At 63.4% G+C, this 21,352-nt stretch carries 19 protein-coding genes; all 19 read right to left on the reverse strand.

Annotated elements, in window-relative coordinates:
• Positions 1–8,415, reverse strand: coding sequence for a hypothetical protein (locus EDF56_RS18630; protein WP_132390228.1), 8,415 nt, complete (start codon positions 8,413–8,415; stop codon positions 1–3).
• Positions 8,415–8,834 (reverse strand): hypothetical protein, encoded by a 420-nt coding sequence (locus tag EDF56_RS18635; RefSeq protein WP_132390231.1) that lies wholly within the window; start codon positions 8,832–8,834, stop codon positions 8,415–8,417. The genes EDF56_RS18630 and EDF56_RS18635 overlap by 1 nt, the downstream gene beginning before the upstream one ends.
• Positions 8,834–9,472, reverse strand: a complete 639-nt coding sequence (locus tag EDF56_RS18640; RefSeq protein WP_132390234.1) for a hypothetical protein — start codon at positions 9,470–9,472, stop codon at positions 8,834–8,836. The genes EDF56_RS18635 and EDF56_RS18640 overlap by 1 nt, the downstream gene beginning before the upstream one ends.
• A gap of 63 nt (positions 9,473–9,535) precedes the next feature.
• Positions 9,536–10,057: a hypothetical protein gene (locus EDF56_RS18645; RefSeq protein ID WP_132390237.1), complete on the reverse strand. Its 522-nt coding sequence runs from the start codon at positions 10,055–10,057 to the stop codon at positions 9,536–9,538.
• Position 10,058: 1 nt separating this feature from the next.
• A complete protein-coding gene (locus EDF56_RS18650) occupies positions 10,059–10,661 on the reverse strand; it encodes a hypothetical protein (RefSeq protein ID WP_132390240.1) in 603 nt (200 codons plus the stop codon).
• A 3-nt stretch (positions 10,662–10,664) separates the two neighbouring features.
• Entirely contained in the window at positions 10,665–13,421 is a 2,757-nt protein-coding gene (locus tag EDF56_RS18655; RefSeq protein ID WP_132390243.1) for a hypothetical protein, read from the reverse strand.
• Between the two features lie 70 nt (positions 13,422–13,491).
• A complete protein-coding gene (locus EDF56_RS18660; protein WP_132390246.1) occupies positions 13,492–13,704 on the reverse strand; it encodes a hypothetical protein in 213 nt (70 codons plus the stop codon).
• A gap of 2 nt (positions 13,705–13,706) precedes the next feature.
• Complete coding sequence (locus EDF56_RS18665; protein WP_132390249.1) at positions 13,707–14,138, reverse strand: hypothetical protein; 432 nt, start codon at positions 14,136–14,138, stop codon at positions 13,707–13,709.
• Complete coding sequence (locus EDF56_RS18670; protein WP_132390252.1) at positions 14,138–14,593, reverse strand: phage tail tube protein; 456 nt, start codon at positions 14,591–14,593, stop codon at positions 14,138–14,140. Before EDF56_RS18670 ends, EDF56_RS18665 begins: the two co-directional genes overlap by 1 nt.
• Positions 14,594–14,656: 63 nt before the next feature.
• Positions 14,657–15,043 (reverse strand): hypothetical protein, encoded by a 387-nt coding sequence (locus EDF56_RS18675; RefSeq protein ID WP_132390255.1) that lies wholly within the window; start codon positions 15,041–15,043, stop codon positions 14,657–14,659.
• Positions 15,040–15,558: an HK97 gp10 family phage protein gene (locus tag EDF56_RS18680; RefSeq protein ID WP_132390258.1), complete on the reverse strand. Its 519-nt coding sequence runs from the start codon at positions 15,556–15,558 to the stop codon at positions 15,040–15,042. The genes EDF56_RS18675 and EDF56_RS18680 overlap by 4 nt, the downstream gene beginning before the upstream one ends.
• Before the next feature lie 14 nt (positions 15,559–15,572).
• Positions 15,573–15,899 (reverse strand): head-tail adaptor protein, encoded by a 327-nt coding sequence (locus EDF56_RS18685; protein WP_132390261.1) that lies wholly within the window; start codon positions 15,897–15,899, stop codon positions 15,573–15,575.
• A complete protein-coding gene (locus EDF56_RS18690) occupies positions 15,896–16,402 on the reverse strand; it encodes a head-tail connector protein (protein WP_132390264.1) in 507 nt (168 codons plus the stop codon). Before EDF56_RS18690 ends, EDF56_RS18685 begins: the two co-directional genes overlap by 4 nt.
• On the reverse strand, positions 16,399–16,650 hold the full coding sequence (locus EDF56_RS18695; protein WP_132390267.1) for a hypothetical protein: 252 nt from the start codon (positions 16,648–16,650) through the stop codon (positions 16,399–16,401). The genes EDF56_RS18690 and EDF56_RS18695 overlap by 4 nt, the downstream gene beginning before the upstream one ends.
• Complete coding sequence (locus EDF56_RS18700; RefSeq protein ID WP_132390270.1) at positions 16,647–17,669, reverse strand: hypothetical protein; 1,023 nt, start codon at positions 17,667–17,669, stop codon at positions 16,647–16,649. Before EDF56_RS18700 ends, EDF56_RS18695 begins: the two co-directional genes overlap by 4 nt.
• Positions 17,662–19,002, reverse strand: coding sequence for a phage portal protein (locus EDF56_RS18705; protein ID WP_132390272.1), 1,341 nt, complete (start codon positions 19,000–19,002; stop codon positions 17,662–17,664). The genes EDF56_RS18700 and EDF56_RS18705 overlap by 8 nt, the downstream gene beginning before the upstream one ends.
• Positions 19,002–19,277, reverse strand: a complete 276-nt coding sequence (locus EDF56_RS18710; RefSeq protein ID WP_132390274.1) for a hypothetical protein — start codon at positions 19,275–19,277, stop codon at positions 19,002–19,004. The genes EDF56_RS18705 and EDF56_RS18710 overlap by 1 nt, the downstream gene beginning before the upstream one ends.
• A gap of 54 nt (positions 19,278–19,331) precedes the next feature.
• Positions 19,332–20,708: a phage major capsid protein gene (locus EDF56_RS18715; RefSeq protein WP_132390276.1), complete on the reverse strand. Its 1,377-nt coding sequence runs from the start codon at positions 20,706–20,708 to the stop codon at positions 19,332–19,334.
• A 23-nt stretch (positions 20,709–20,731) separates the two neighbouring features.
• Positions 20,732–21,349: an HK97 family phage prohead protease gene (locus EDF56_RS18720; RefSeq protein WP_132390278.1), complete on the reverse strand. Its 618-nt coding sequence runs from the start codon at positions 21,347–21,349 to the stop codon at positions 20,732–20,734.
• Positions 21,350–21,352: the final 3 nt, after the last annotated feature.

Here is a 21,352-nt window from a genome sequence, read left to right on the forward strand (position 1 = left end):
TTATCCTTCGGTGCTGATGATGGTTGCGCGCTGGGTGTTGCTGCCCGCGCCGTTGCCGGTGCCGGTGTATGTGGGGAAGGCGCGGTTATCGATGAGGACCCGGTAGTAACAGGCGGTCGTGCCGGTCGCGCCGTTGTCCGTGAAGGTGAAGTTTCCGGCGATATTCATGCTCAGAGAGCCCGGATCGCCGCCCGCTGCGGGGGTGAATGAGTAGCTGCCATTGTAGGTATTCTGGGCAAGCTGGGTCCAGTTCGTGCCGTCTCGGCTGCGGTAGAGCGTGACGCGGAACGTCGGCGTCGTGGTGGTCGTCATGGTCGGCCCGCTGGAGAAGCTTCGCGACATGTTGAACACCGCACTGACGGCAACGGTCTTGGTACCGCCGTTAGTGCTGAACGGCCCGAGGATCGTTTCCGAGCTCGGGTCCATGTTGGTCGTGCCCGTAATGCTGTTCCTGAAGCTGCCGGTCGTGATGGCGCCGCCGAAATATGCCTGACCGTCCGTCCGGAGGTACTGGACCGCGTTGGCCTCGTTGCATGCGGACAGGTTCGACTGATACGGCCCATACCATTCGATGAACTGGTTCGACGAACCGAACGGCGCGCCGGTGACCTTCATGTAGCCGCCGCTCTGCACGACCGTCCGGCCGTTCGTGATGTCCATCGAGTAGGTGCCGCCGGCATTCTTGATCGTGCCCGCTGTCAGGGTGCCGACGTTGGCGGCGATGGCATCGAGCGACGTGACCGCGATGTTGGCCGCAGTGACCGCGCCGACGGCGAGCTTATCCGTCGTGATGACGCCGTTCGCGATCTTGGTACCGCCGGTCTGCTCGGTGATTTCCACGTCCGAGAAGAAAAGCTGCACCGGGCCATTCGCCCAGTTGTAGATCGCGAATGAGGCCCAATACATGCCTGCGGGGCACGTCCACGTCATGGCATAGTCGGTAAACCCGGCAACGATTGGACCATTACCAGCGACAAGTTCCGTGAAACCTGCGCGACTGCTCACCCGCACATATCCGTCAGCAGGCTGCGTCGCCGTGTAGCACATGCGCATGTAAAGGCCGTTCGTCGTCACGGCGCTTCCGCCCACGGTGGCGCGCACAGAATACGTCCGGCCGGGGACGACTGGGAATGCCTTGTTCAGCGCGCTGACCGTCGCGGCGGTGGTGGGCTTGGTGTACCAGAAGCCGGATCGCCCGGCATCGCCCCAGCCGAACCCACCGACGAGCTGTCCGTTGTTCGAACCCTCATCCGTCACCCAGCCGCCAACGCCCTCCAGAGCCTTGCCGTTGGTCACGAGGTTGGAGCCGGTCGTTCCGACGAGGAGCTTCTGCGTGGTGATCGTCCCATCAACGATCAGCGAGGCGTCGGCGAGCTTTTCAAGCTCCATGTCGCCGCAGAAGGTGCTGCCGACGACGTTCTGCGTGCCGTCCGATTTGCCACGGTCGACCCAGAAGCCGTAGGTAAACGAGGTCGCTCCCGCAGGCACCGTGACGGTCGCTGTCTGGTACTTCCACCCCGCAACGGTGTTATTGGCCGCAACCTGCCCGGTGATGACCGCGCCCGTGACGTCATACCAGTAAAAGCAGAAGCCGACGCCCCCGGTAGGGGTGTTGCCCGTGTCGATCCACGTCCAGCCGCTGATTTTGTACTGTTCGCCCGCCTTGCAGGTGATGCGTCCGTTCCAGACGTTGTCGCGGGCACCGAACGAGGCGCCATAGGTGCAGGGCCACGCGTTCGCTGTCGAAGCCGGAGACCGGCTGAGCCAGCCCGCCCACATGGTGGCGCCGCCGAGGAACGTCGGGTCAAGGTTGAGACCCTTGTTCGTCACGGCCATGTTCTGCGCCTGGACCGCGCCGGCTCGGAGCTTGCCCGCGAGCGTGGCGTTGCCGTTCTCGATCACGAGCGCGTCGTAGTAAGCCGAGCCATCGGTGTTCGCGAGTTGGATCTTGGAACCCGCGAGGCTCACGATTGCCGTGGTGCCGTCCGTTTTGGCTGCGATGACGGCGGTAGACGTGCCCGCGCCCGCGACGGTCTGCCAGTAAGCCGAGGTCTTGCCTTGCAGCGTCGTGATCGCCCCGGCCTGAGTGGTCACGCTGGCGCTCAGCGTAGCGATCTGGCCCGTGCTGATTTCCGCGTCCGATGCAGGCCGCACCGAACAGCGGTACACGTTGATCGTCTTGGCCGTCAGCGTTCCCATGGAACTCCAGTTGGCCATGAGGAACAACGACGCCTTCACGGTGGCGGTGTTGGTGATCCGCACCATCTTGCGGATGGGATATACTTTGCCGACTACCGGGGACGGAACGAAGTCCGAGAACTTCATCGTCAGGTCGTCGGTGACAGCGTTGGATGCGTCGTTGCCTCGGAACAATACGCCCGCAGCGGAGAAGTCCCCGCTTACGAGTTCCACGTCTGCTTCGATGACGTAATAGCCCTCGCTGATCTTCGCGAGACCGGTGCCAGCGGGGTAAATCTGCTGGAGGCCGGTGTTGGCCGCTGTGGCCACGAACTGCGCATAGTAGGCCGAGTTGCGACCCGTGGCCTGCTTCGTGGGCGCGGTGCCAGCCCAGTTAGCCCATCCGGTAGGGAGACCACTTGTGGGCCAGTCGTTGAAGGACGGGTTCGTGTTCAGGCCGCCAACCGCGACCGTCGCTGCAACAGTTGCACTGGTCGTCGCGCTCGCGGCGCTGGCAGTCGCGCTCGCCGCCTGAGTGGTGGCGACGCTCGCGTTGGTTGCGGCGGCGTAGCTGCTGGTGACGTCGGTGATGGTGATACGGCGGAACTGGACCTGCGAACCGACGACAGAACCGGACGCACGCTGGTGGCGCAAATAGGGGCGCAGCCATACCGGGGCGGCGCCCGTGCTGTCATTGCCCCACGCGACCACGGCGGGCTGACCATTGGCCGCCGCAATAGCCACGTCGCTGAAATACCCGGTCAGTTTGTAGACGGTAGCGGTGTCGGCAACAGTCTGGTTGGCGTAGGTAACCCCGGCGTTGCTGGCGTAGCTCCCGTCAAACTTGCGGATTTGCAGGGAAAGCTGCGGCACGTCGCCCGACGCGAAGACGGTGCACTGCGCCTCCGCCTCGACCTTGTAGATTTTGCCGGGCGTGGCGGGAAGCAACGCGCGCGGACCAAAGTCCACGTACGTGAGAGATGCTGAAATCGGGAGACCCTGATAGACCAACCCGTAACCAGCCGCCGCTACGACCTGCGCGGGATCAATACGGGCGACCGCCGCAGGGGCCGCCTGAGCGGTTACGGCATTGACGAAGTTGTAGGCGTCGTCCGCGATGGTCATCCGCTCCGGGAACGTGCCCGCGACGACGTTGCCCGCGTTGACTGCATCCGTGATGTCTTCGATGACAAGATCGGTCCAGAGCACGCCGAACGGCGAGTTCGAGCGCACGAACGGACGCGCGGTGTCGAAGGTGCCCGCCGGGACGGTCAGCACGCCCGTGACGAAGGACCACGTATCGGCAACCCAAGCACCTACGGTCACATAGCTGCTGGGGTTCGTAATGGTGCCCCCGGTGTTCTTGGTACCGAAGAAGCCGAAACCAATGCCGCCGCTGCCCGAGGTCGAAGGCACCTTGACCCAACCGGAGACCTTGAAGGTGCGACCGTTGAACGACCCCGCGTACTCGGTCCCGTAGTACATGTTGAAGCTGGTGTTGCTGAGCACGTAGGATCGTGCCGGGGACGGCGGGCTGTCTCCCGCCACGACCGACGCGCTGGACCACAACCCGACCGAGTTGGACGTAAGGACTGGCTGACCGATCAGGTTGCCACTCGTCATCTGCTGCGCAGCGGCAGCCTGAGTGGACGCCGTGAGCGCACTGGCGGAAGCGGCAGTAGCCGAGGCCCCTGCGGCGGTCGATTGCGTGCTGGCCGTCGTGGCGCTGGTCGCCGCAGCGTTCGCGCTGGCGTTCGCGTTATAAGCCGCGGTGATATCTTCGAGTAAAAGCTGGCAGCACTGGGAATTGTTCGCGACGCCAGCAGGGTAGCCGAGGGCAACCTCCGCCTTGATAGTTACGATGGTGCCCGCGACGGCGGACGCGTCGATCTCTGCAACAATCGTCTGCCACGTCGTGCCACCAGACGAGTACACGCTGGTATAGGCCGTACGTGCGTTGCTGCTGTCAAAGCCAGCGAGACGGACGAACGGACGATGGGTCGCGTCAGCCGTGCCGTTCCGAACCTTGGCGGTCGCCCGGTACCGGTGGCCCGGAATGATTGGGAGGCCGTTCTTGGTCCGGAGCAGGGCGTAGTTGGTGGACGCGCCCGTGCTTACGGTGGCGCCACCGTCCGTGGTGCTCCACGTAACTCCGCTGGCTGGCAGACCTTCGAAGTCGAAGAACTCCCCACTATTCTCGAAGGTGCTTGGGATCGTCGTTGCGGCGCTTTTGGAAGCAGCGGCAGCGCTGGATGCTGCGACGCCCGCCTGCGTGGTCGCCGTCGTCGCGGAGCCAGCCGCGCCGGTCGCGGAGGTGCTGGCGTTGTTCGCGTAGGTCTGCGCATTACCGGCCTGCGTCGTCGCCGTGGTGGCGCTGGCCGCAGCCGCAGTCGCGCTGTTCCCCGCATCGGTCGCCTTGGTCGATGCCGTGCTTGCCGAGGTCGCGGCAGCGGTGGCCGATGCGTCTGCGGCATAGCTTTCGGTGATGTCGGTCCAAATGAGATCGGACCACATGACACCGTACGGCGTGTCCGACCGAACGAACGGGGCAGCCGTGGCGAAGTTACCCGGCGTGCTGATCGTCACGTCGAATGGCGTCCAGCCCGTGGTGGTCGTGATGGTGAGCTTGGTGTTGAGGGAACTGCCGTCCGTACTGCTGGTGCCGAGGATGCCGACGCCGACGTTCGCCGCGCCGTTCGGGTTCTTAACCCAGCCCCGGCAGCGGATTTTGCGGGACGACCAATTGCCCGAACGATAGGCGCCATCGCGCACGTCGTTGCCGTTGCCCTGCAACAGGACTTTGGTGTGGCCCATACCAGTCGGACCCGCGTCTGCCGTGACGGTCGCGTTGAGCCACTGGCCTACGCTATTGTCGTCGAACGTGCCCTTCGAGAGCAGGTTCTGCTGCGCGTAGTTCTGCGCGTAACTCGCCTGCGTGGCGGCAACGCCTGCCTGCGTTGTAGCAGTCGTCGCAGAACCCGCCGCGCCCGTGGCCGAAGTCGCAGCGTTGTTCGCGTAGGTGCTCGCATCACCCGCCTTCGTGGTGGCGATGGTCGCTTGGTTCGTGGCGGTAGTAGCCGACGTGCTGGCGTCGCTTGCCTTCGTGGTCGCGGTTGCGGCCGATGCCGCCGCCGCCGATGCCGAGGAGCCCGCATTGCCCGCCTGCGTGGTGGCAACGCCTGCCTGCGTGGTCGCGGTCGTGGCCGACCCGCTGGCGCTGGTCGCGCTGCTCGCCGCGTTATTGGCGTAGGTCTGCGCATCACCGGCCTTGGTCGAGGCTGTGGTCGCGGCAGTGCTGGCCGTCGTGGCGCTGGTTGCCGCGTCGCTGGCCTTGGTCGTCGCTGTGGTGGCAGCAGTCGAGGCGGCCGTCGCGCTATTTCCTGCGTTGGTCGCGGCAGTAGACGCCGTTGTGGCGTATCCACTCGCTTGGCTCGCCGAAGTTCCCGCGTTGGTCGCCGAGGTGCTCGCCTGTCCCGCACTGGTCGAGGCGGCGCCAGCCGATGAAGCGGCGTTGGTCTCGCTCGTCTTCGCGTTGGCGGCAGCGGTCTCCGCCTGCGTTTTCGCGGTCGCCGCGTTGGTCGCTGCGGTATCTGCGCCCGTTTTGGCCGTCGCTGCGGCAGTTGCCGAGGTCGCGGCAGCGGCCTTCGAGGCGTCGGCGAGCGTCTGCGCAGCTTGCGAGGCGTCCTTTGCCGCCCCGGCCGCTGTCGCATAGTTGGATGCGGCCGTTTTGGAAGCATCCGCAGCCGCTGCGCTGTCCGCCGCGCTGGCGGTAGAGCCGTAAGTCTCGATCAGCTCGTTGATGTTGTCGGCGCTGGTATGGACGGTGCTTACGAAATCCGCGGCGAGTTGCGCGGTCGCGATCTCGCCGGAAATATCGGCGCCATCCACGCCCGTCTTCCAGGCGCCGTCGGTGAAGGTGTAGAGCTTGCCACCGAAGTAGACGGCACGGCCTTCGAAGTTGTCCGTCGTCGGCAAGTCTGAGACGATTTCGTATCCGGCTTTGACGCGCGACAGCGTGAAGACCTGGTCGAAAATCAGCCCCGCGTAATCATCCGATCCGGTCGCACGCATGGCGAGCGTTGCGGTATCCTCTACCAGCCCACCTGTAACGGAATAGGTGTTGCCGCTGAGCGTGGCTGTAAGAACATTCGGGTTGTCGACCAGCTCGATCGTGAATTGGGAGCTGACGTCAGTCGTCCCGCGCATCACGCGGAATTGCCCCGTCGCGGTCGAGTAGTCGATGACGTTGCCGTTGGCATAGGCGAACAGGTTTACGGCCGGCACCGTGAGGTAGGCAGTTACCTTCGCTGTCACGCTCAGATCGTCGACTTTGCTTTCGATCGTCGTGATCTTGCCGGTGCCGGTGGCGACGTTGGAGAAGATCGTAAAATCGCCGGTGATCGTACCCACCCGATAGCCGATCCGAACATCGTACCGCGTCTCGCTCTCCAACGGCGAGATGACGTGCAGCACGGGATCGACAGTCGAAAGGATAGCGGAGTTCGTCCAAGCGTCTGCATTGTGCAGGCGGTAGTCGATGACCACCGCATCCGCCGAAGGCATCTGGCTTACGCCGGAGACCATCAGGGCCGGGAAGCCTTCGCCTGAGGTCGTGCCGGTCACAGCCCATTCCGTCTCAGCGGGCGCCGGTGGCTTCAGGGCTGCAGCGGAGAGCGAGAAAGGCGACGGCGGTGTTGTGGACTGGCCGAGGGCGAACGCGTGCTTCGAGTAGGTCTCAGTGACCGCCGCAAAGGAGACCTTGCCCGTGGACGGATCGATCGCGCGCTTCGTGATCAGGACAGGCTGGTTATCGAGACCTTCCTCGGGAACGTCGAGATAGACCACGTCGCCAGTCTTGAGACCGATCCATTCCGGACCGGTCGTGAAGGTGAACGGCCCGGCCTCACGGCTGTTGACGATGTCATAGGCGGCCAGCTGTCCGGGCTGCTTTGCCTGGTCGCCGGAGAACACCTGCACCAATGGATAGTCGATTTCCTTGGTGCGCTGGCCCTTGTCTGCGGTGACATACTCGTCGACGGTGATGGCGGTGCCGGAAATGACCGACCAGTCGCTGGCTTCGTCGACGTAGCGTGGAATGACCGTGTTGAAGCGATCACGCCGGCTCTTTGTCATGGCCAGCGAAAGGCCGTCCAACAGGTGACGGCTCTCGATCGTCGCGATAGCTGTGCGCGGGGTGTTGACGCGGCAGCCGATCATCGCGCCGGTTTGCGTCGGCATTGCGCCGCCGGCCTGAAGGATCCGCTTCAGCGTGTCCCATTTGCTGTCCGTGGTCCATTCAACGCCGCCCATTTTCCAGGCGTTGGCGTCGCAGATGTTGGCGCATTCGACGAACTCGACAACACGGATGGTAGAAACGGGCGCGCCGATGCCGCATGTCCGCTTACCGTTTTCCCAGCGGCCGAGCGCCCAGGTGAGCGCATGAAGGCCGGGATTGTCCGACCACTCGTAAGTGCTCTCGTTCAGCGCGCGGTGCGATCCGGACCCACCAGGATAGGTGCTGTCCTTTCGTGGATCGTAGACCTTAACCCACTTGCCGATCCACGCGGGCTCCGGGGCGCCGGCCCCGAACATGTCGCCTTCTTTGTTGTAGCGCAGGCACCACATGGCATGGGTAATGCCGGACAGTTTATGGGCGCTGGTCCATCCGGGTGCAGTTCCACCGCCGAGGGAGAGGGCAAGGGCGCTGGCTTGCGGGCTGTCACCCAGATGTACCTTCTGCGCCATGTAGTCGTAGTAGGTACCGACGGCATTGCCCGTGGTGGCACTGAACGTGATGGCTTCGTTATCGGCCGTGAACTGCTCGATTCCACCAATCTGGCCGCCGATGCTGAGCAGAGCGCCGAACCAGAGCAGGTCGTTGAACTTTGTGTATCCCGGGCGCTCACTGGTCGCGGCGAAGATCCGCAGGCCCGACATGCGCGTTCGACCCATAGCGTAGGGAAGGCCGCTCTGCGGATTCGTGGTGAATTTGGTGGGGTCGCCCTGAGCCGAGATGCCCGGCGCCATCTTGGCGGCAGCGAAACTCAGTGCGGCGGCCGCCAGACCTGCGAAGGCGCCTATGGTCGTAATCGTCCCTACCGAGATCCCGGCTACTACGCCCGTCGTACCCATCGCAGCCGCGCCGAGGACACCAGCACCGGCAAGCGCGCCAACCCCAGTGGCGACGAGTGCCACGGCACCCACCACCAGCGCGGCCGTTTTCAGAGCCTTGGCCATTACAGGATACTCCAGGCGCGTAGGATGTTCTTCGGCGTCATGGTCACGAGGCCGGGATGATTCTCATGGAATCCGAACAGGTTGCCGTTGCCTGCGTACAGACAGATGGTGCCGATAGGGCTGTCTCCCTCGATCTCGGCAATATCGCCCAGCATCAGGTAGGCGGGGGGAATCGGGCAAAGGCCGATCCCATCCGCCATCTCGGCGAGGGTGGAATAACCTAGGCGCTTCAGCGCGCGCGCGGCGCCCAGAGGCGACGAATAGCGCCCGGCTTTCGAAAGCGACAGCTTGAGGCCGATTTGCCGGAGATGGAATGCTGCAACCTTCGCGCAATCGACCTTGCCCCATTCAAATGGCAGCTGGCGATAGCGGGACATGGTGGCCTCGATCGCTGCGTGGCGTTTTTCGAGCGGGGTCATCAGAATACCGCCCTGGCTGCGGTCTGGAGCGTCCATACGGGGGCGCTCTTCGCGGTCGCGCTGCTCTTTGGCGGCTTGGTCCCCCAATAGAGATTGAGATCGGTGCCGGTCATGAAGTCGAGCCCCAGTTCGCCCGGCCAGATGGACTGGTGCCAGCCGTTTGTGGCGCGCTGGCCTTCTTCCACCTCGAACAGTCGCTCGAAGACGCTGACGATCGTGAAGGACAGCGTCCGCGCGCCGGTGCCGTCGGTCCCGACAGTCGGCACGTCAATCTCCCCAAGGAACAGGATTTCCGGAGTGCCGATGGCCATGCCGGTGAGGGGGTCGGCGGCGCCGACCATCAAGGTCGCCGTGCAGCCTTGCATGCTGGGGTTGGCCAGGACCGCGGTCGCGCTCAGACTTGGAGGATATAGCGTGACGGTGATCTCGGGCGCGTCATCGCCGTCTTCCTCCGACAGCTCAGAGATATCGGACAGCGTGCCGAACGTCGGATCCTGACCTGTGTAGGTCTCGCCAGCAATCACGATGCTCGCCGATCCGTCTAGAAGGCACAAGTTGTAATCGGGGAGTTCGATCTTGAGCGCGCCGAACAGTAGTACGGTTGGCTGCGCGAGCGCATTTTTAAGGGCTGCGTCCACGGTGACCTCAAAAAAAAGGGCCGCCCGAGGGCAGCCCATGTACAAGTTAATTGTCGGTCGAGGCTAGGCAGGCAGTACGCCAGCCAGCGCCAGGCCGGCACCCGCGATAAAGCACAACAACGATGTGCCGAGCGAACCAAGGCCGCCGTAAAGATAGAAATTGCCCCGCCGGTTAAGCGCAGCTTCCTTCGCGACTTCGCGATCGACTATGCCAGTATTGAGGCTTCGTTGATGCCGCCACATTTCGAGCGCGGTCTGGATGTAATAGGTGTGCTGGCTGAAAAACGCGAAAAGGTGCGCAAGAAGGACGAGGGCTACTCCGAAGGCAAACACTGCGAATGCCCCCCACAGCAGCGGCGTGTCCAACTTCAGCGCGGATTCTGCCTTTCCAACGGTGTTGCCGATGAACGTGAAGAGCGCGATCAGCGCGCCACCATTTGCCAGCATCATTGCTGCCAGGCCCTTTTCTGCGAAGGTCATTTGGTAGCGCAGGCGTTCGCGGATCTCTTCGCGAGCAAATTGCAGATCAAATTCGGCTTCAGCGCGCTGGGCGGTAGTCATTTCGGTGTTCATTACGTCGGGCATATCACGCTCCTTCGGAAATCTTGAAGTTGAATGCGCGCATGCAGTCGACTGAAATTTGCCAGCTTAACTCGTCGCCGGGATTCACGAGGCCCTCAATCATGGGCTTCTTGATCTCGACCACATCGCCCGCCGACAGCGGAGTGCGAAGCATGGGCCAGATCGTCGCCAGTACAGCGCCGCCCGCGCCCGCAACGAAGTCTGCGGCGAACATGTAGACGTAGCGGCGCCCGGCGTGGATGATGGAAGCGAACTGGCCTTCCTTTATTACATACCCTGCGCGGAGACCTGACAGCGGCAGGCTGGACCCGCTGTTGACCGCGGCTGACACGACAGGTGCGCCGGGATCGCCGGGGTCGAAGCCGGGCTGCCAGAACTCCATCAACAACCGATCTTCGCGGGCGCGAAGCAAGCGGCTTTGGATCTTGAGGGCATCATCCTGGGTGCGCTTGTTCGGCAACACAACCGACATCGCGAACCGAGTGCCGGGTCGATTGATTCTCTGCTCCGGACCGCCGAGGAAAGGCGTCAGCACGGTGCCGAAATCACGCAATAGCACTGTCGCGTCGTTGGGGATTGCGGTGTCGGGTAGCGTAATGGCGGCCAAGACTTATCTCCCGGGGATCTTGCGGCGGGCCGCGCGTGAAACGTCCGATCCAGCCGCGCTGCGCGCCTGAAGTCCGGATGCGACGGCCATTGGTGCGGCGACTTTGCCCGCAACGCCGCTCACCTCGCCCCAGAATGCGTCGGCGCCGGGGCCGTAGAAATTGTTCACTGTACCGCCTCCGCCGCCCAGCCCGGCGAGTTCGTGGTTAGGAATGACCTGGCTCGAAGATCCCGGCACTACGATTTCGGGGCCGCGCTCTCCGACCAAATAGGGAAGGCCGCCAATGATCGGGCCGCCCGTGGCCTTGGCTCCGGCGAGGCTGATATTCCCGAATGAAGTGAAGTCGTACCCCGCGGCTGCACTTGCCACGACCGAGTTGCTGCTGAGCGACGTCGTCCCGCCCAGGCCGCCGAACACATTGTCCAGCGCGCCCACGATAGCCTTCTGGATCTGGATCTTGATCAAGTCGGCAACGATTTGCTGTGCCACGTTTTTGAAAACGTTACCCAGCTTCTGGGTGCCCGCGACGGCGCCGGCGAGGCCATCGGTCAGGTTCTGGATTGCACCGACCTCAATGCCTTCCATGGCCGAATTCATGTCGGCCACGGAATCCTGTAACTGTGCCTTGTATGATTCCATTGGGCCAGCGGTCTGGCGTAGCGTCGAATTCCGCTGGAGCGCATAGTTGGCGTCGAGCTTGGTGAGGCCATCCTGCGCGATCTTCACTTGCTCGGCCGTAGCCTCGCCGAGTTTGCCGAGGTCGATCGTCTGCTGATATTTGAGCCGGGCTTCCTCGGTCTCGTAATCGAGGATCTGGAGCGCGATGCGGCGGCGTTCCGCGTTCGTTTTGGCCGCATCCTCCTGCAACTGGAGCGACTGGACTTCATTGCTGAGCAGGCCGGACTGAAGCTCGGTCGACCGGTTGATCTGGTCGATCTGCTGCTGCCGATTGATCCGCGCGACTTTGGCGGCGGCGGCGCTGGCATTGAGTTCCTTGAGTTCCTCTGCCTGCGCGGCCGTGTACTTGCGCGTGTTGAGCGCAGTCTCGATCGATGCGTCCTCACGGTCCTTCTCGGTCTGGACCTGTTGCCGCTGGCTTTCGGCGATCGCGTCAGTATCGGTGAGGGACTGCTGCTGCGCATCCAGCAACTGCTGGCTGAGCCGGGCTTTTTCGTTCTCGTAGGCCTGCTGGTTGCGGGCGGCGGTATCGGCTTGAGCTTGAACTTTGGCTGCCGCCGCCGCCTGGCGCCGCTGCGCCTCCTCGGGCGAAGCGGTACCGGTCCACGCGACATGGAAATGGTCGCTATGGCCCTTGTCGCCGGGGCCGAAGAACTGCTCCACGCCGCCGGCATTGCGGCGAATGTTCACGCCGGCGTCTTCCAGCATCTGCCGCATCTGGGCCTTGCTGTATTGCCCCATGCCGCCGGAGGGCACGAAGTCGATCGCATTGCCCTTGTAATGGTCGCTGTTGGCCGTGTGCACGCCGCCGGTGGTCGACGTGATGCGCATGCCCATGCTCTGGAGCAGGGCTTTCATGCTGCCCATGCTATTGTCGGAGGCAGCACTGCCGGACGAGTTCGCCGCCCGTTTCGCCTTCTCCGCTATATCGACCTGCTTCTGCTCTTCAGTATTGAGCGTCGCCAGGCGTTGGCGAAGAGCGCCAACATCGGTGATAGTGGCTTTTGCCTGCTTGCGCAGTTCATCAAAGCCGCTGCGGATACGAGCGACAGGATCCGTGTCGATCTTCGCCAAAGCGTCCGCGACATCTGCCACAGCATTTCGTGCGGTTTCTCGGAGAACTCCAAGCTTTGCATCTTCGTCCGCAATGCGTGATTGCAGTGCCGACACCTCTACCGACGCACCAGCACCTTCCTGTGCGTTGCGGGGGTTGTCCATCTCCGCGTACGCGGCATCGAGCATCGCCTTTGTCTTCTCGCGGATCGCGATGGCGGCCTTGATGTCCTCAGCCGTCTTTGCTGCAGTCCTCCCCACGGCATCAAGCGTGGTCTGGTTCGCCTTCGACTGCTCGGCGTTGTATTCGCGCGCAGCAGCGATCACCTCATCATAGCTGTGCCGAGACATGTCCAATTTATCGGCCAGTGTCTCGTGAGCTTTAGCCGCCTTTTCGGCCTCGTCCCCAGAGGACATCAGTGCAGGAATGAAATTTGCGAGGAGTGCTATGCCGGTTGTGATCGCAATGCCCCACGTGCCGCCCAAGATGCTCGCAAAGCCGCTGGCTTCCTTGCCGGCTTGGCCCATGACCAAGGCGATATCTGGCAACTGCATGGCGAATGCTTGAATGGGGCCGGTACCAGCCATGATCTGCTGGCCCATCTGGGAGAATTGTGCTGCAACCATGCGCGAGGAGCCACCGCTGCTCGTCAACGCCTTGTCTGCCTGCGCGGCGCCAGCCCCGATGCTCTTGTAGCCCTGAATCGCCGTGCGCAGGCTGGTGGTGAACTGATCTTGGCTGATGGCGCCGATGCGGAAAGCCTCTTTAAGGAGGTCCGCTTCCTTTCGGTAATTGGCGAGCGCCGCTTGCCCGGGGTTCAACTGCGCCTGAAGCTGTCCGACGCGACTGGCGAATGCGGTGATCGAAATTCCCATGCGGTTCGATGCGTCGACCACATCCTTGGCCTGCGCCCCGATCGACTGCGACATCTTCTGGACGCTCGATTGCGCACGCTGGGTCGCGCGTTCGAACTGGGCCGAGTCCATGCCGAGTTGAATCAGCAGGGAGCCGAGCAGGGCTTCGGCCATGGTGTCACCTCATTGGGAAACTGCGGCACTGTGGGCCGTCGGTAGGGCGCCCGGCGCTATTCGAGCACGGTCACGCGTTCGCGCGATTGGCCCGGGCCACCAGGACGCGCATGTTGGCGAGCATTTCCTTGTTGCTCATCCGGCGCGGCGGCTGCTTGAGATAGTGGTTGAGCGGCTTCAGGCCGCCCTTCGATTGGGTCGAGCCGGTAAACGCACCGGTTTGCCAAGCTTGGGCGGTACGGTTCTCAGCCTCGGCTTTCATGCGGCGGCGTACGCCGCGCATGATCAACTGGTAGTGGCGCGGCGTTTGGCTCCAGAAGGTTTCCGGCGGGAAGCCGGCTTCGATCCACGTGACGAAGAAGTCGTCGACGCTGGTGCGCCGCTCCGAATCTTCGTCGTCTGTCCGTTTCCCAGATCTTCGTCGCCATCCGGTGCGCCGCCGAAGTTTGTCATCAGTTCACGATACGCGTCGCGGAATCCCGGACCGTTGCGAACGACGATGGCGAGCCCCTCCTGATCGGTCATGTCAGGGTGGTCGTCGATGGAGAGTGCGATGCACATCATAGCCATCTTCGATACCGTAAACACGATGCCATCCGGCGAGAACGGATCCAGCCCGGCTTTTTCGAGCAGCGACAAGGTCCGGAAGTTGAGGCGGAGGACGAAAGTTTCGTCCCCCACCGTCAGGTCCGCCTTGCTATCGACGGGAGCGACCATCAGGCACCGGCTCCGTCATCGGGCTCTTCGGTGAGCTTGGCCTCGGCGATCTTGCCGCTGAAGCGCGCCGTCAGGGTCGCGGTCATGCGGTCGTTGATGGGGACCGTGCGCTTGTAGCCGCGCACGATCAACTTGCCAGTGAAGGCATAGCCGAAATCGCCGTCCGGGATGACAAGCCTCCACTCGCGGGCCTCTTTCGAGGCCTTTGCTTCGGCGATCAAAACGTCCGTGGGACCACCAGGTACCAGGTTAAAGCCAAAATCACCGGTGCCGCTGTCGGTCAGGCCGTTGATGTATTCCTTGAAACCTTCCGACTTGAAGTGAGTGGCGTCGATTTCATCGTCCTGCTGGTCGATGTCGGGGATGGTGATCATCTCATCGCATTCGGTCAGCACACCCGTGGCATTGGCAAGCCAGAAGCGCGCACCCGAGCCAGTCCGGGCGTCGGTGGTCATGTCGTCTCTCCATGTATGGATAGGCTTGCGCCTAGAATGTGCTGGCTACCGGGCCAGCGGCCGTCACACGGTGGAATGCCAGAGGTAGGCATCCACGATTTCGATGCGCACGGTGCCGTTCTCGGTGCTGTCGGTGTCTGACCGATGCATCACGAGCGAGCCGCGCTGGAATTCGATGCCATCGACGGTGGCTGGTGCGAAGACGATGGCGATGATGGCTTCGCGCAGCGCGACTGCAGTCGCCTTGTCCATGGCGAAGACGTTGAACTGGAGGCGGTCCCGGTTGGTTTTCTGCGGACCCTTGAAAGTCTGCTCTCTCTCGCCGGCGATGGTCTCGATCACGATCGACTGCGTGATCTTCCCTTGCGGCCGCTCATCCCATTCAACCGAGGCGCCAGCAAAGGCAGGATCGCCCTTCATCCGGCTGCGGAGGGCGGTTTCGAAGCTCACTCAGCATTCCTCGCCGCTTTGCGCGCTGCGCGGCCCTGCGTCGCAATAATGTCTTCGCGGAGCGCATCCGCCGCGCGCTCGACAGCGACTTCCTTCATCGCTTCGAAACCGCGCGCCATGTAATGAACGCCCTGGTGGGTGGTGGTGCCCTGTTCCATCATGATCGAGTAGGCGGCCACGCCGCCGCCGGGCTTGCCCGTGCCCTTCTTGGTCTTGCGGCGGGTCGACGGCTTCGCCGGTTTGACCGAACCGTCGATGCCGACAAATGTCGACACCTGAGACCCGCTGTTCCCGAGTTTTTGGGACGCGCCGGCCGCACGTCCGATCTTGATCGCCTCGACGAGATACTTGCCTTCGCCGGTGGCCGGATCATCCGGCGCCAGCCGCTTCGCCTCGTCGCGGATCGGCTCGGCCGCCACTTGGAGGGCCCGGGTCGCGACGCGCCGCATGGTCGCGGCATTGGCGAGCGAGGCGAGTTCCCTCTCCAGCTCCGCAAAGCCGGTGAGTTTCATCATCTCGCTCGCCAATGTCAGTCCCCCGCTGCGACGATCAGCTCGACGCCCTCGCGGCGCCCGATTTCCTGTACGCCGACGATGTTCCAGTCTCGGCCACCATATGCGACGGTATCGGTAGTAGTGATCGTGCTGGTGACGCTGTCCCAGCGCACCCAGAACGTGCCGCCGGCCTTTGCCTCGACACCCATGTTTTCGAACGCCTCGCGACCGTTGGCCGGCTTCCACGATGCCCACCGTGTGGCGAGCACCGCAGGTGCACCGGGGACCGAATTGAACCCGTTGTCGACCTGGGAGCCTGCGCGCATGATGTCGATCCGGCGATCGAGCTTGCCAGCGTTCATGCCAGCACCGGAAGGTGGTAGTCTTCGAGCAGGAAGTGCATCGCCGATTTCCCGTCTTCGCTGAGGGAAGCGCGATCGGCGTCGGTCATGCCAGACCACAGTGCGAGCGCCATTGCGAACACGTCAGGGATCTCGTCGGAGGTGGCGTAGCCGGCCATGTAGGTCAGGTTGATCGTCTGTGCGCCACGCGGCCAGCTCGCTGCCTGGACGCGGTAGGTATCGCCAATCGGGAATATCGAGGCGCTATCGAATTCCTGCTCGGCGAACGCGCAATCTATAAAGCTAACGCTCAAGCTGCCCGCCTGGAACGGTTTCCAGCGCAGATCGAAATAGGATTGGCTGGCGCGCAGCGATTCCGTGACGGCGCGCTGGGTGAACAGGTGCCCTGTGTAGCGTTCGATCCACTGGACGCCTGCCTTGAGCATGATGGTCAACGCGACGTCGTTGTCGTCGGTGTCGTAGCGGAGCCAGCCCTTGACTTGGTCGAGCGTCAGCCCGCTCATCGCGACGGCCTCGGCGGGGTGCCAAGCGACCGAACGATGGAGCCGCGCTTGATCCGTATCCGGCGGCCGTGGTCATAGGCCCAACCGTCGCGCGCGCCGCCAGCCAGCCACTCGAAATCCAGTGGTTGGTAGCAGCCACCGACCCTGATCGCCTTTCGGCAGCCGGACACGGCATTCTCGAAGTACACCCAGACACCGTTGTCGCGGAATTCTCGCCAGGCGAAGAGAGAGCGCAGGTATCGGATCATTTCGCGTCCCTCCCGTCGCGGCCCTTCTTCACCGCCAAACGCCAGCCGCTATCGGCGGTGTCGGGCTTGCCGGGGCTGTCCTTCTGGGCGATCCAGAGCGAGCCGCCCCAGCTGACGGTGTCGCCGCGGACATATTCCCGCTCGATCGAATAGACGCCGCGATCAATCATCACCGGGAACGAGAATTCGAAGCTGTGCTTCACCACGCCGCGCGTGAACGAGAACTCGAAGGAGCGCTCGTCCTCGAGAGGAACGATGTCGAAATCGTCGAGCGTGAAGGTCTCGCCGTCGCTGCCGATGACGACTCCCAGATCCTTGATGCGGCCGTCGGTCATTGTCAGGATGAGCTGACCATCCTTTCCAATCAGGGCATCTGCCAAGCCGACACCGTCTTTCGCCGGCGGCAGCGCGGCGGCTGCGCGCTTGGCAGCGTCTTCTACCAGCGCTGCGACGGCGGCCATATCGACTTCGGCGGGCGTGACCGGCGGCAGCGCGGCGGCGGCGCGCGTGGCGGCCTCCTCTACCAGTGCTGCGACGGCGGCCATATCGACTTCGGCGGGCGCGACCGGCGGCAGCGCGGCGGCTGCGCGCACGGCGGCATCCTCCACCAGCGCTGCGACGGCGGCCATATCGACTTCGGCGGGCGCGACCGGCGGCAGCGCGGCGGCTGCGCGCGCGGCGGCGTCCTCCACCAGCGCTGCGACGGCGGCCATATCGACTTCGGCGGGCGCGACCGGCGGCAGCGCGGCGGCTGCGCGGGCGGCGGCGTCCTCCACCAGCGCTGCGACGGAGGCCATATCGACTTCGGCGGGCGCGACCGGCGGCAGCGCGGCGGCTGCGCGCACGGCGGCATCCTCCACCAGCGCTGCGACGGCGGCCATATCGATTTCGCCAGGATCGCCCTTGATCGTCTTGGGCAACTCACGGCGCTCCAGCTCCTCAATTCGCGCAAGGAGGGGGACTGTCGCGGCGCGCACAGCGCTCGCGACGACGTCGGCGATATCGTCGATATCAAGCATTCAGGCGCTCCCGCACTCGCTTTTCGAGCAATGCCTTGCTGGCGGCCCGCTGCGCCTCGCTGTTGTCGTTTGCAGGCGCAGTGTCGGCGGTCGGTGGACTCTTGCCGAACGGGTCGTCCTGGGCGTCGCGCTTGGCGAGCGCGGCCAAGCTGTAATTCTGTTGCTGCAGGTAAACCGCATCGCCGCCCTCTGTCGGCTTCTTGTCGAGCTTCGCACGCATCTCGTCGACCTTGAGAATGCCCGCCCCTTCCTTGAGCACTTGCATCTGTGTGACGCTGTCCATGCGCAGGAGGTTTTCGGTATCGAACTCGGTGCCCAGCTTCTCGCCGGTCTTGAGGCCTTCATCCATGCATGTTTCGGCCGCCTCGATCAGCGATTGTAGGCACTGGCTGAAATATTCGACGTTGAGCGCCTGTACATTGTTGTAGCTGGGGAGGGTGCCCACGCCGATCTTGTAGGGCGGGACGTGAAAAGTCGAGCACACCACCTCTGCCGTCCATTTCAGCTGCTGGATGAGCTCGGCATCCTTGGCGTTGACCGTGAGAGCCTCGTATTTGAGACCGTCGCCCAGGACCGCGATCTTGCCCGCATTCTCCCCGGTGAAGTTCTTGTTCCAGTATTCCTTCAGGCGATCGGCGTTGGCTTGGTCGATCTTCCCGGGCGCTACCAGCAGGCCGCCGGGTTTTGAGCCGTTGCCGAAGAACCGCGCACTCGTGTTCTGGATCTGCAGGCCCTGCGTGGCCGCGAGACCGGATGCGTAAATCGGAGACAGCCCGACGAGCGGATGAAACAGGCAGTTGAACCGGTCGTGGATGATCTCGTTCGCCGGGACCGTAATTGCCTCTTCGGTGATGCCGGAGAGGTAGTCGGTCTGCAGGCGGTAGTAGACCCCGCCGTCTTCGGAGACGAGCGGTTCAACGCGATCAGGGTCGAGGATGTACAGGGCGGTGACAACGCCCCTGCCATCACGGTCCTTGAGGACGTACGTGTTGCCCTTCGACAATTTTGAGAGGAACCAGTTCTCCCAGAACTGATTGCGCGTTTGGAAGCCGTTCGGCTTGCGAAGTACCGGCGAATATGACGGGTTGGTAGTTTCCGTCCACACACCTTCGGACAACTCGACCAACTTCACCCGCAGCTTCGCGATATCGCTCGCGATCAGTGTCATGCATGAAAACACTGCATGGAACGCCAGCACCGCCGCCGGATTGACTTCGACGTTCTTCTGCCAGGCGCCGACAAACGGTTCGAGGATGCGCGTCCAGCCGCCTCCGCTGGATGGCGACGACAGAGCGCGCCCGGCCCTGGAGATCTCGAAGCCGAAGAGGCGCATCAGGCGGCCTTGGCTTCCGCGATCTTCTCGGCGAGCGCCTCAGCGGTCCAGCCATGGTACGGCTTCTTCCCGAGCACGATCACATATTCTTCCCGAAGGGCATCAAGATCGACCTTCGGAGCAGGCAGAGCGTCGCTATCCGTGTCGGCCAGCCGCGCCTTGCCAATCGCAACCAGTGCACGGGCGTGTGACGCAGAGCGAGCGGTGAAACGGGCGCCGGCCGCCAAGCGGCGGGTCGCATAGGACATCGGCTTGATTGCGATCAGATCGGGCATGTCGCCATACTCCCTGAGGTTGGCGGGCGGCGCGCGCCGCCCGCCCGTACATGGTTACGGTGTGACCGGGGTGCCGTAGTCGGCATCGCCGATGTACGAGACCGCCGAGGCGCGGCGCTTGGCGTAGTTCAGCGGGCGCACAACCTTGATTGCGACCGATTCCGTCTGGAACATCGAGACCACGCCGGTTTGCGCGGTCGGGGTGTCGCTGGCGCCGTTCGGCGCGCTGTCCATTTGGATCGCTGCCTCGGTCGAGAGCGAGACTTCCACGCCGCGATCGCCGATCTTGTAGATATCGGAGGGCTTGAGCAGGATGAGGTCGCTCGCACCGACGTTGCTGCCAGACACCAGAGGGTCGCCAAGCAGGGAACCACCGGCCGCCGTGATGCCCGGGAAGGCCCAATTGCCCATCACGTTCTGCATGAGGCCAATCGACTTCGAGAGCGATTCATTGGCGACCATCTGCAAGCCGCTTGCGTTCTTCGCGGCGAGGAACGGCGCGTAAAGGGCCTTCACGTCGGCGATAACACCGTCGACGTCGTTGCCCGCGCTGTTCAGGGCCGTGAGACCGAAAAGGATGCCTGCCGGCGAGACGTTGGGCACTGCGGCGTCGGCCGAAAGGAACGTTTGGTCGATACGCTGGGCCGACGCCTGCACCAGAGCATCGCGGACAAGAAGCTCGGCCGAAGGCGAGCTATCGCGCAGCAGTTCTTTCGACACGACGGCAATCGCCGCGACCTTTTGGGCTGCCAACTGGACGTCCAGGAAGTCCGCAGTGGTGACCGGGATCGACTTGGATTGGCCCACCCAGTACGCGTTTGCGGCGCCGTCCTGACCCTTGATGTGCACGTTGGCAGGAACTTCGCGCAGCGGCAGATTGTCGAATACGGTCTGCCCGTAGAGGAAGTCGATGAAGTCGCCGGTGTAGCGTGTGTCCGCCTGCGCGAGCTCAGCGCCCCATTCACCGGTTTCCGTGCCGCCGCCTGCGACCGCGGCCTTGATGACCTGAGCGAGCATCGGGTTGCTCTTGCCCCAACGCTGATTGGCGATGCCTTCCGCGGAGATGCCATCGAGGCGCGCGAGCGTCTTGGCGATCACCATACGGGTGTAGTTCTGGCCTTCGAACTTCTCTTCGGCCTCGGTCGACTTGATGTGGATCGTGTGGCCGCCGCGCGACGCAGTGCCTTCCGCGCCAGTTTTGCCGTTGGCTGGCACCGCCTTGGACACGACGGTCTTCTCCATCGCGCGCAGGCGCACAAGATGCTTGTCGATCGCTTCGATATCGGCCTGATTGCCGTCGAACGATTCTTCCTGCTCGGCGTCGAGGGTCGTGCCTTCGCCGGCGGCCTTGGTCATGATGGTTTCGTTGGCGGCGACGAGCGAAGCACGCTTCGTTTCGAACGCAGTAATCTGTTCTGCGATAGTCGGCATGGGGTTTTCCCGAAGTTAGAGTGCTATGCCGTCCGCTTGATGCTGCGGATGACGAAGGGTTCCGCCCGGTCGCGGGCAGGCGCATCCAGCTTCACGACACGCCCCTTGCCGGTCGCGGCAGGCTTGTCGGGTCGCGGAATTTCGGGTTCGGCGACACCTGCCGCCTTGCGCAGGCCCGCATCGATCGACTTTACGGCCGTAATCGTAGCGTCGGCCTGAGCGGGGATGGTGACGGCGCTAAGCTCGAACCAGTCCCACTCCTCGAACTCGATGCCGCCGTCGGCGATGAATGCGTACTTGAGCGGCCGGAAGCCGATCGACACGGCAGCGACCAGCTTCATCTTCAGGCATTGCCAAGCGAAATCGAGCAAATCCTTGAGCTTGCCCGGCTCATCGGTGCTGGCGATCTCGGCTTTGAAGGCGATACCCTGCGGGGTGATAGATGCCTCAGTAACGTGCCCGATCGGCTGATCGTGATTGTGCTGCCACAGGAAGGGCAGGGGTAGCTTGAACTTGGCGCCCATGGGCTGGACGATATCGCCGACTCGGTCCGGGCGGGGTGTGCTGGCGATGCCGGAGATGACGCGCTTTTCTTCATCCAGAGACTTGATCTGGATGAATGAATAGGCCCGGTTCTGCATGGG

This window comes from Novosphingobium sp. PhB165 (assembly GCF_004341845.1).
GTDB lineage: Bacteria > Pseudomonadota > Alphaproteobacteria > Sphingomonadales > Sphingomonadaceae > Novosphingobium.

Coding starts and splice junctions, on each gene's coding strand:
- EDF56_RS18710 (WP_132390274.1), bottom strand. CDS start 19,277: ATGCCCGATCTGATCGCAATCAAGCCGATGTCCTATGCGACCCGCCGC.
- EDF56_RS18665 (WP_132390249.1), bottom strand. CDS start 14,138: ATGGTCGCTCCCGTCGATAGCAAGGCGGACCTGACGGTGGGGGACGAA.
- EDF56_RS18645 (WP_132390237.1), bottom strand. CDS start 10,057: ATGCCCGACGTAATGAACACCGAAATGACTACCGCCCAGCGCGCTGAA.
- EDF56_RS18680 (WP_132390258.1), bottom strand. CDS start 15,558: ATGATGAAACTCACCGGCTTTGCGGAGCTGGAGAGGGAACTCGCCTCG.
- EDF56_RS18630 (WP_132390228.1), bottom strand. CDS start 8,415: ATGGCCAAGGCTCTGAAAACGGCCGCGCTGGTGGTGGGTGCCGTGGCA.
- EDF56_RS18700 (WP_132390270.1), bottom strand. CDS start 17,669: ATGCTTGATATCGACGATATCGCCGACGTCGTCGCGAGCGCTGTGCGC.
- EDF56_RS18715 (WP_132390276.1), bottom strand. CDS start 20,708: ATGCCGACTATCGCAGAACAGATTACTGCGTTCGAAACGAAGCGTGCT.
- EDF56_RS18695 (WP_132390267.1), bottom strand. CDS start 16,650: ATGATCCGATACCTGCGCTCTCTCTTCGCCTGGCGAGAATTCCGCGAC.
- EDF56_RS18685 (WP_132390261.1), bottom strand. CDS start 15,899: ATGAACGCTGGCAAGCTCGATCGCCGGATCGACATCATGCGCGCAGGC.
- EDF56_RS18660 (WP_132390246.1), bottom strand. CDS start 13,704: ATGCGCGGCGTACGCCGCCGCATGAAAGCCGAGGCTGAGAACCGTACC.
- EDF56_RS18670 (WP_132390252.1), bottom strand. CDS start 14,593: ATGACCACCGACGCCCGGACTGGCTCGGGTGCGCGCTTCTGGCTTGCC.
- EDF56_RS18655 (WP_132390243.1), bottom strand. CDS start 13,421: ATGGCCGAAGCCCTGCTCGGCTCCCTGCTGATTCAACTCGGCATGGAC.
- EDF56_RS18705 (WP_132390272.1), bottom strand. CDS start 19,002: ATGCGCCTCTTCGGCTTCGAGATCTCCAGGGCCGGGCGCGCTCTGTCG.
- EDF56_RS18635 (WP_132390231.1), bottom strand. CDS start 8,834: ATGACCCCGCTCGAAAAACGCCACGCAGCGATCGAGGCCACCATGTCC.
- EDF56_RS18690 (WP_132390264.1), bottom strand. CDS start 16,402: ATGAGCGGGCTGACGCTCGACCAAGTCAAGGGCTGGCTCCGCTACGAC.
- EDF56_RS18720 (WP_132390278.1), bottom strand. CDS start 21,349: ATGCAGAACCGGGCCTATTCATTCATCCAGATCAAGTCTCTGGATGAA.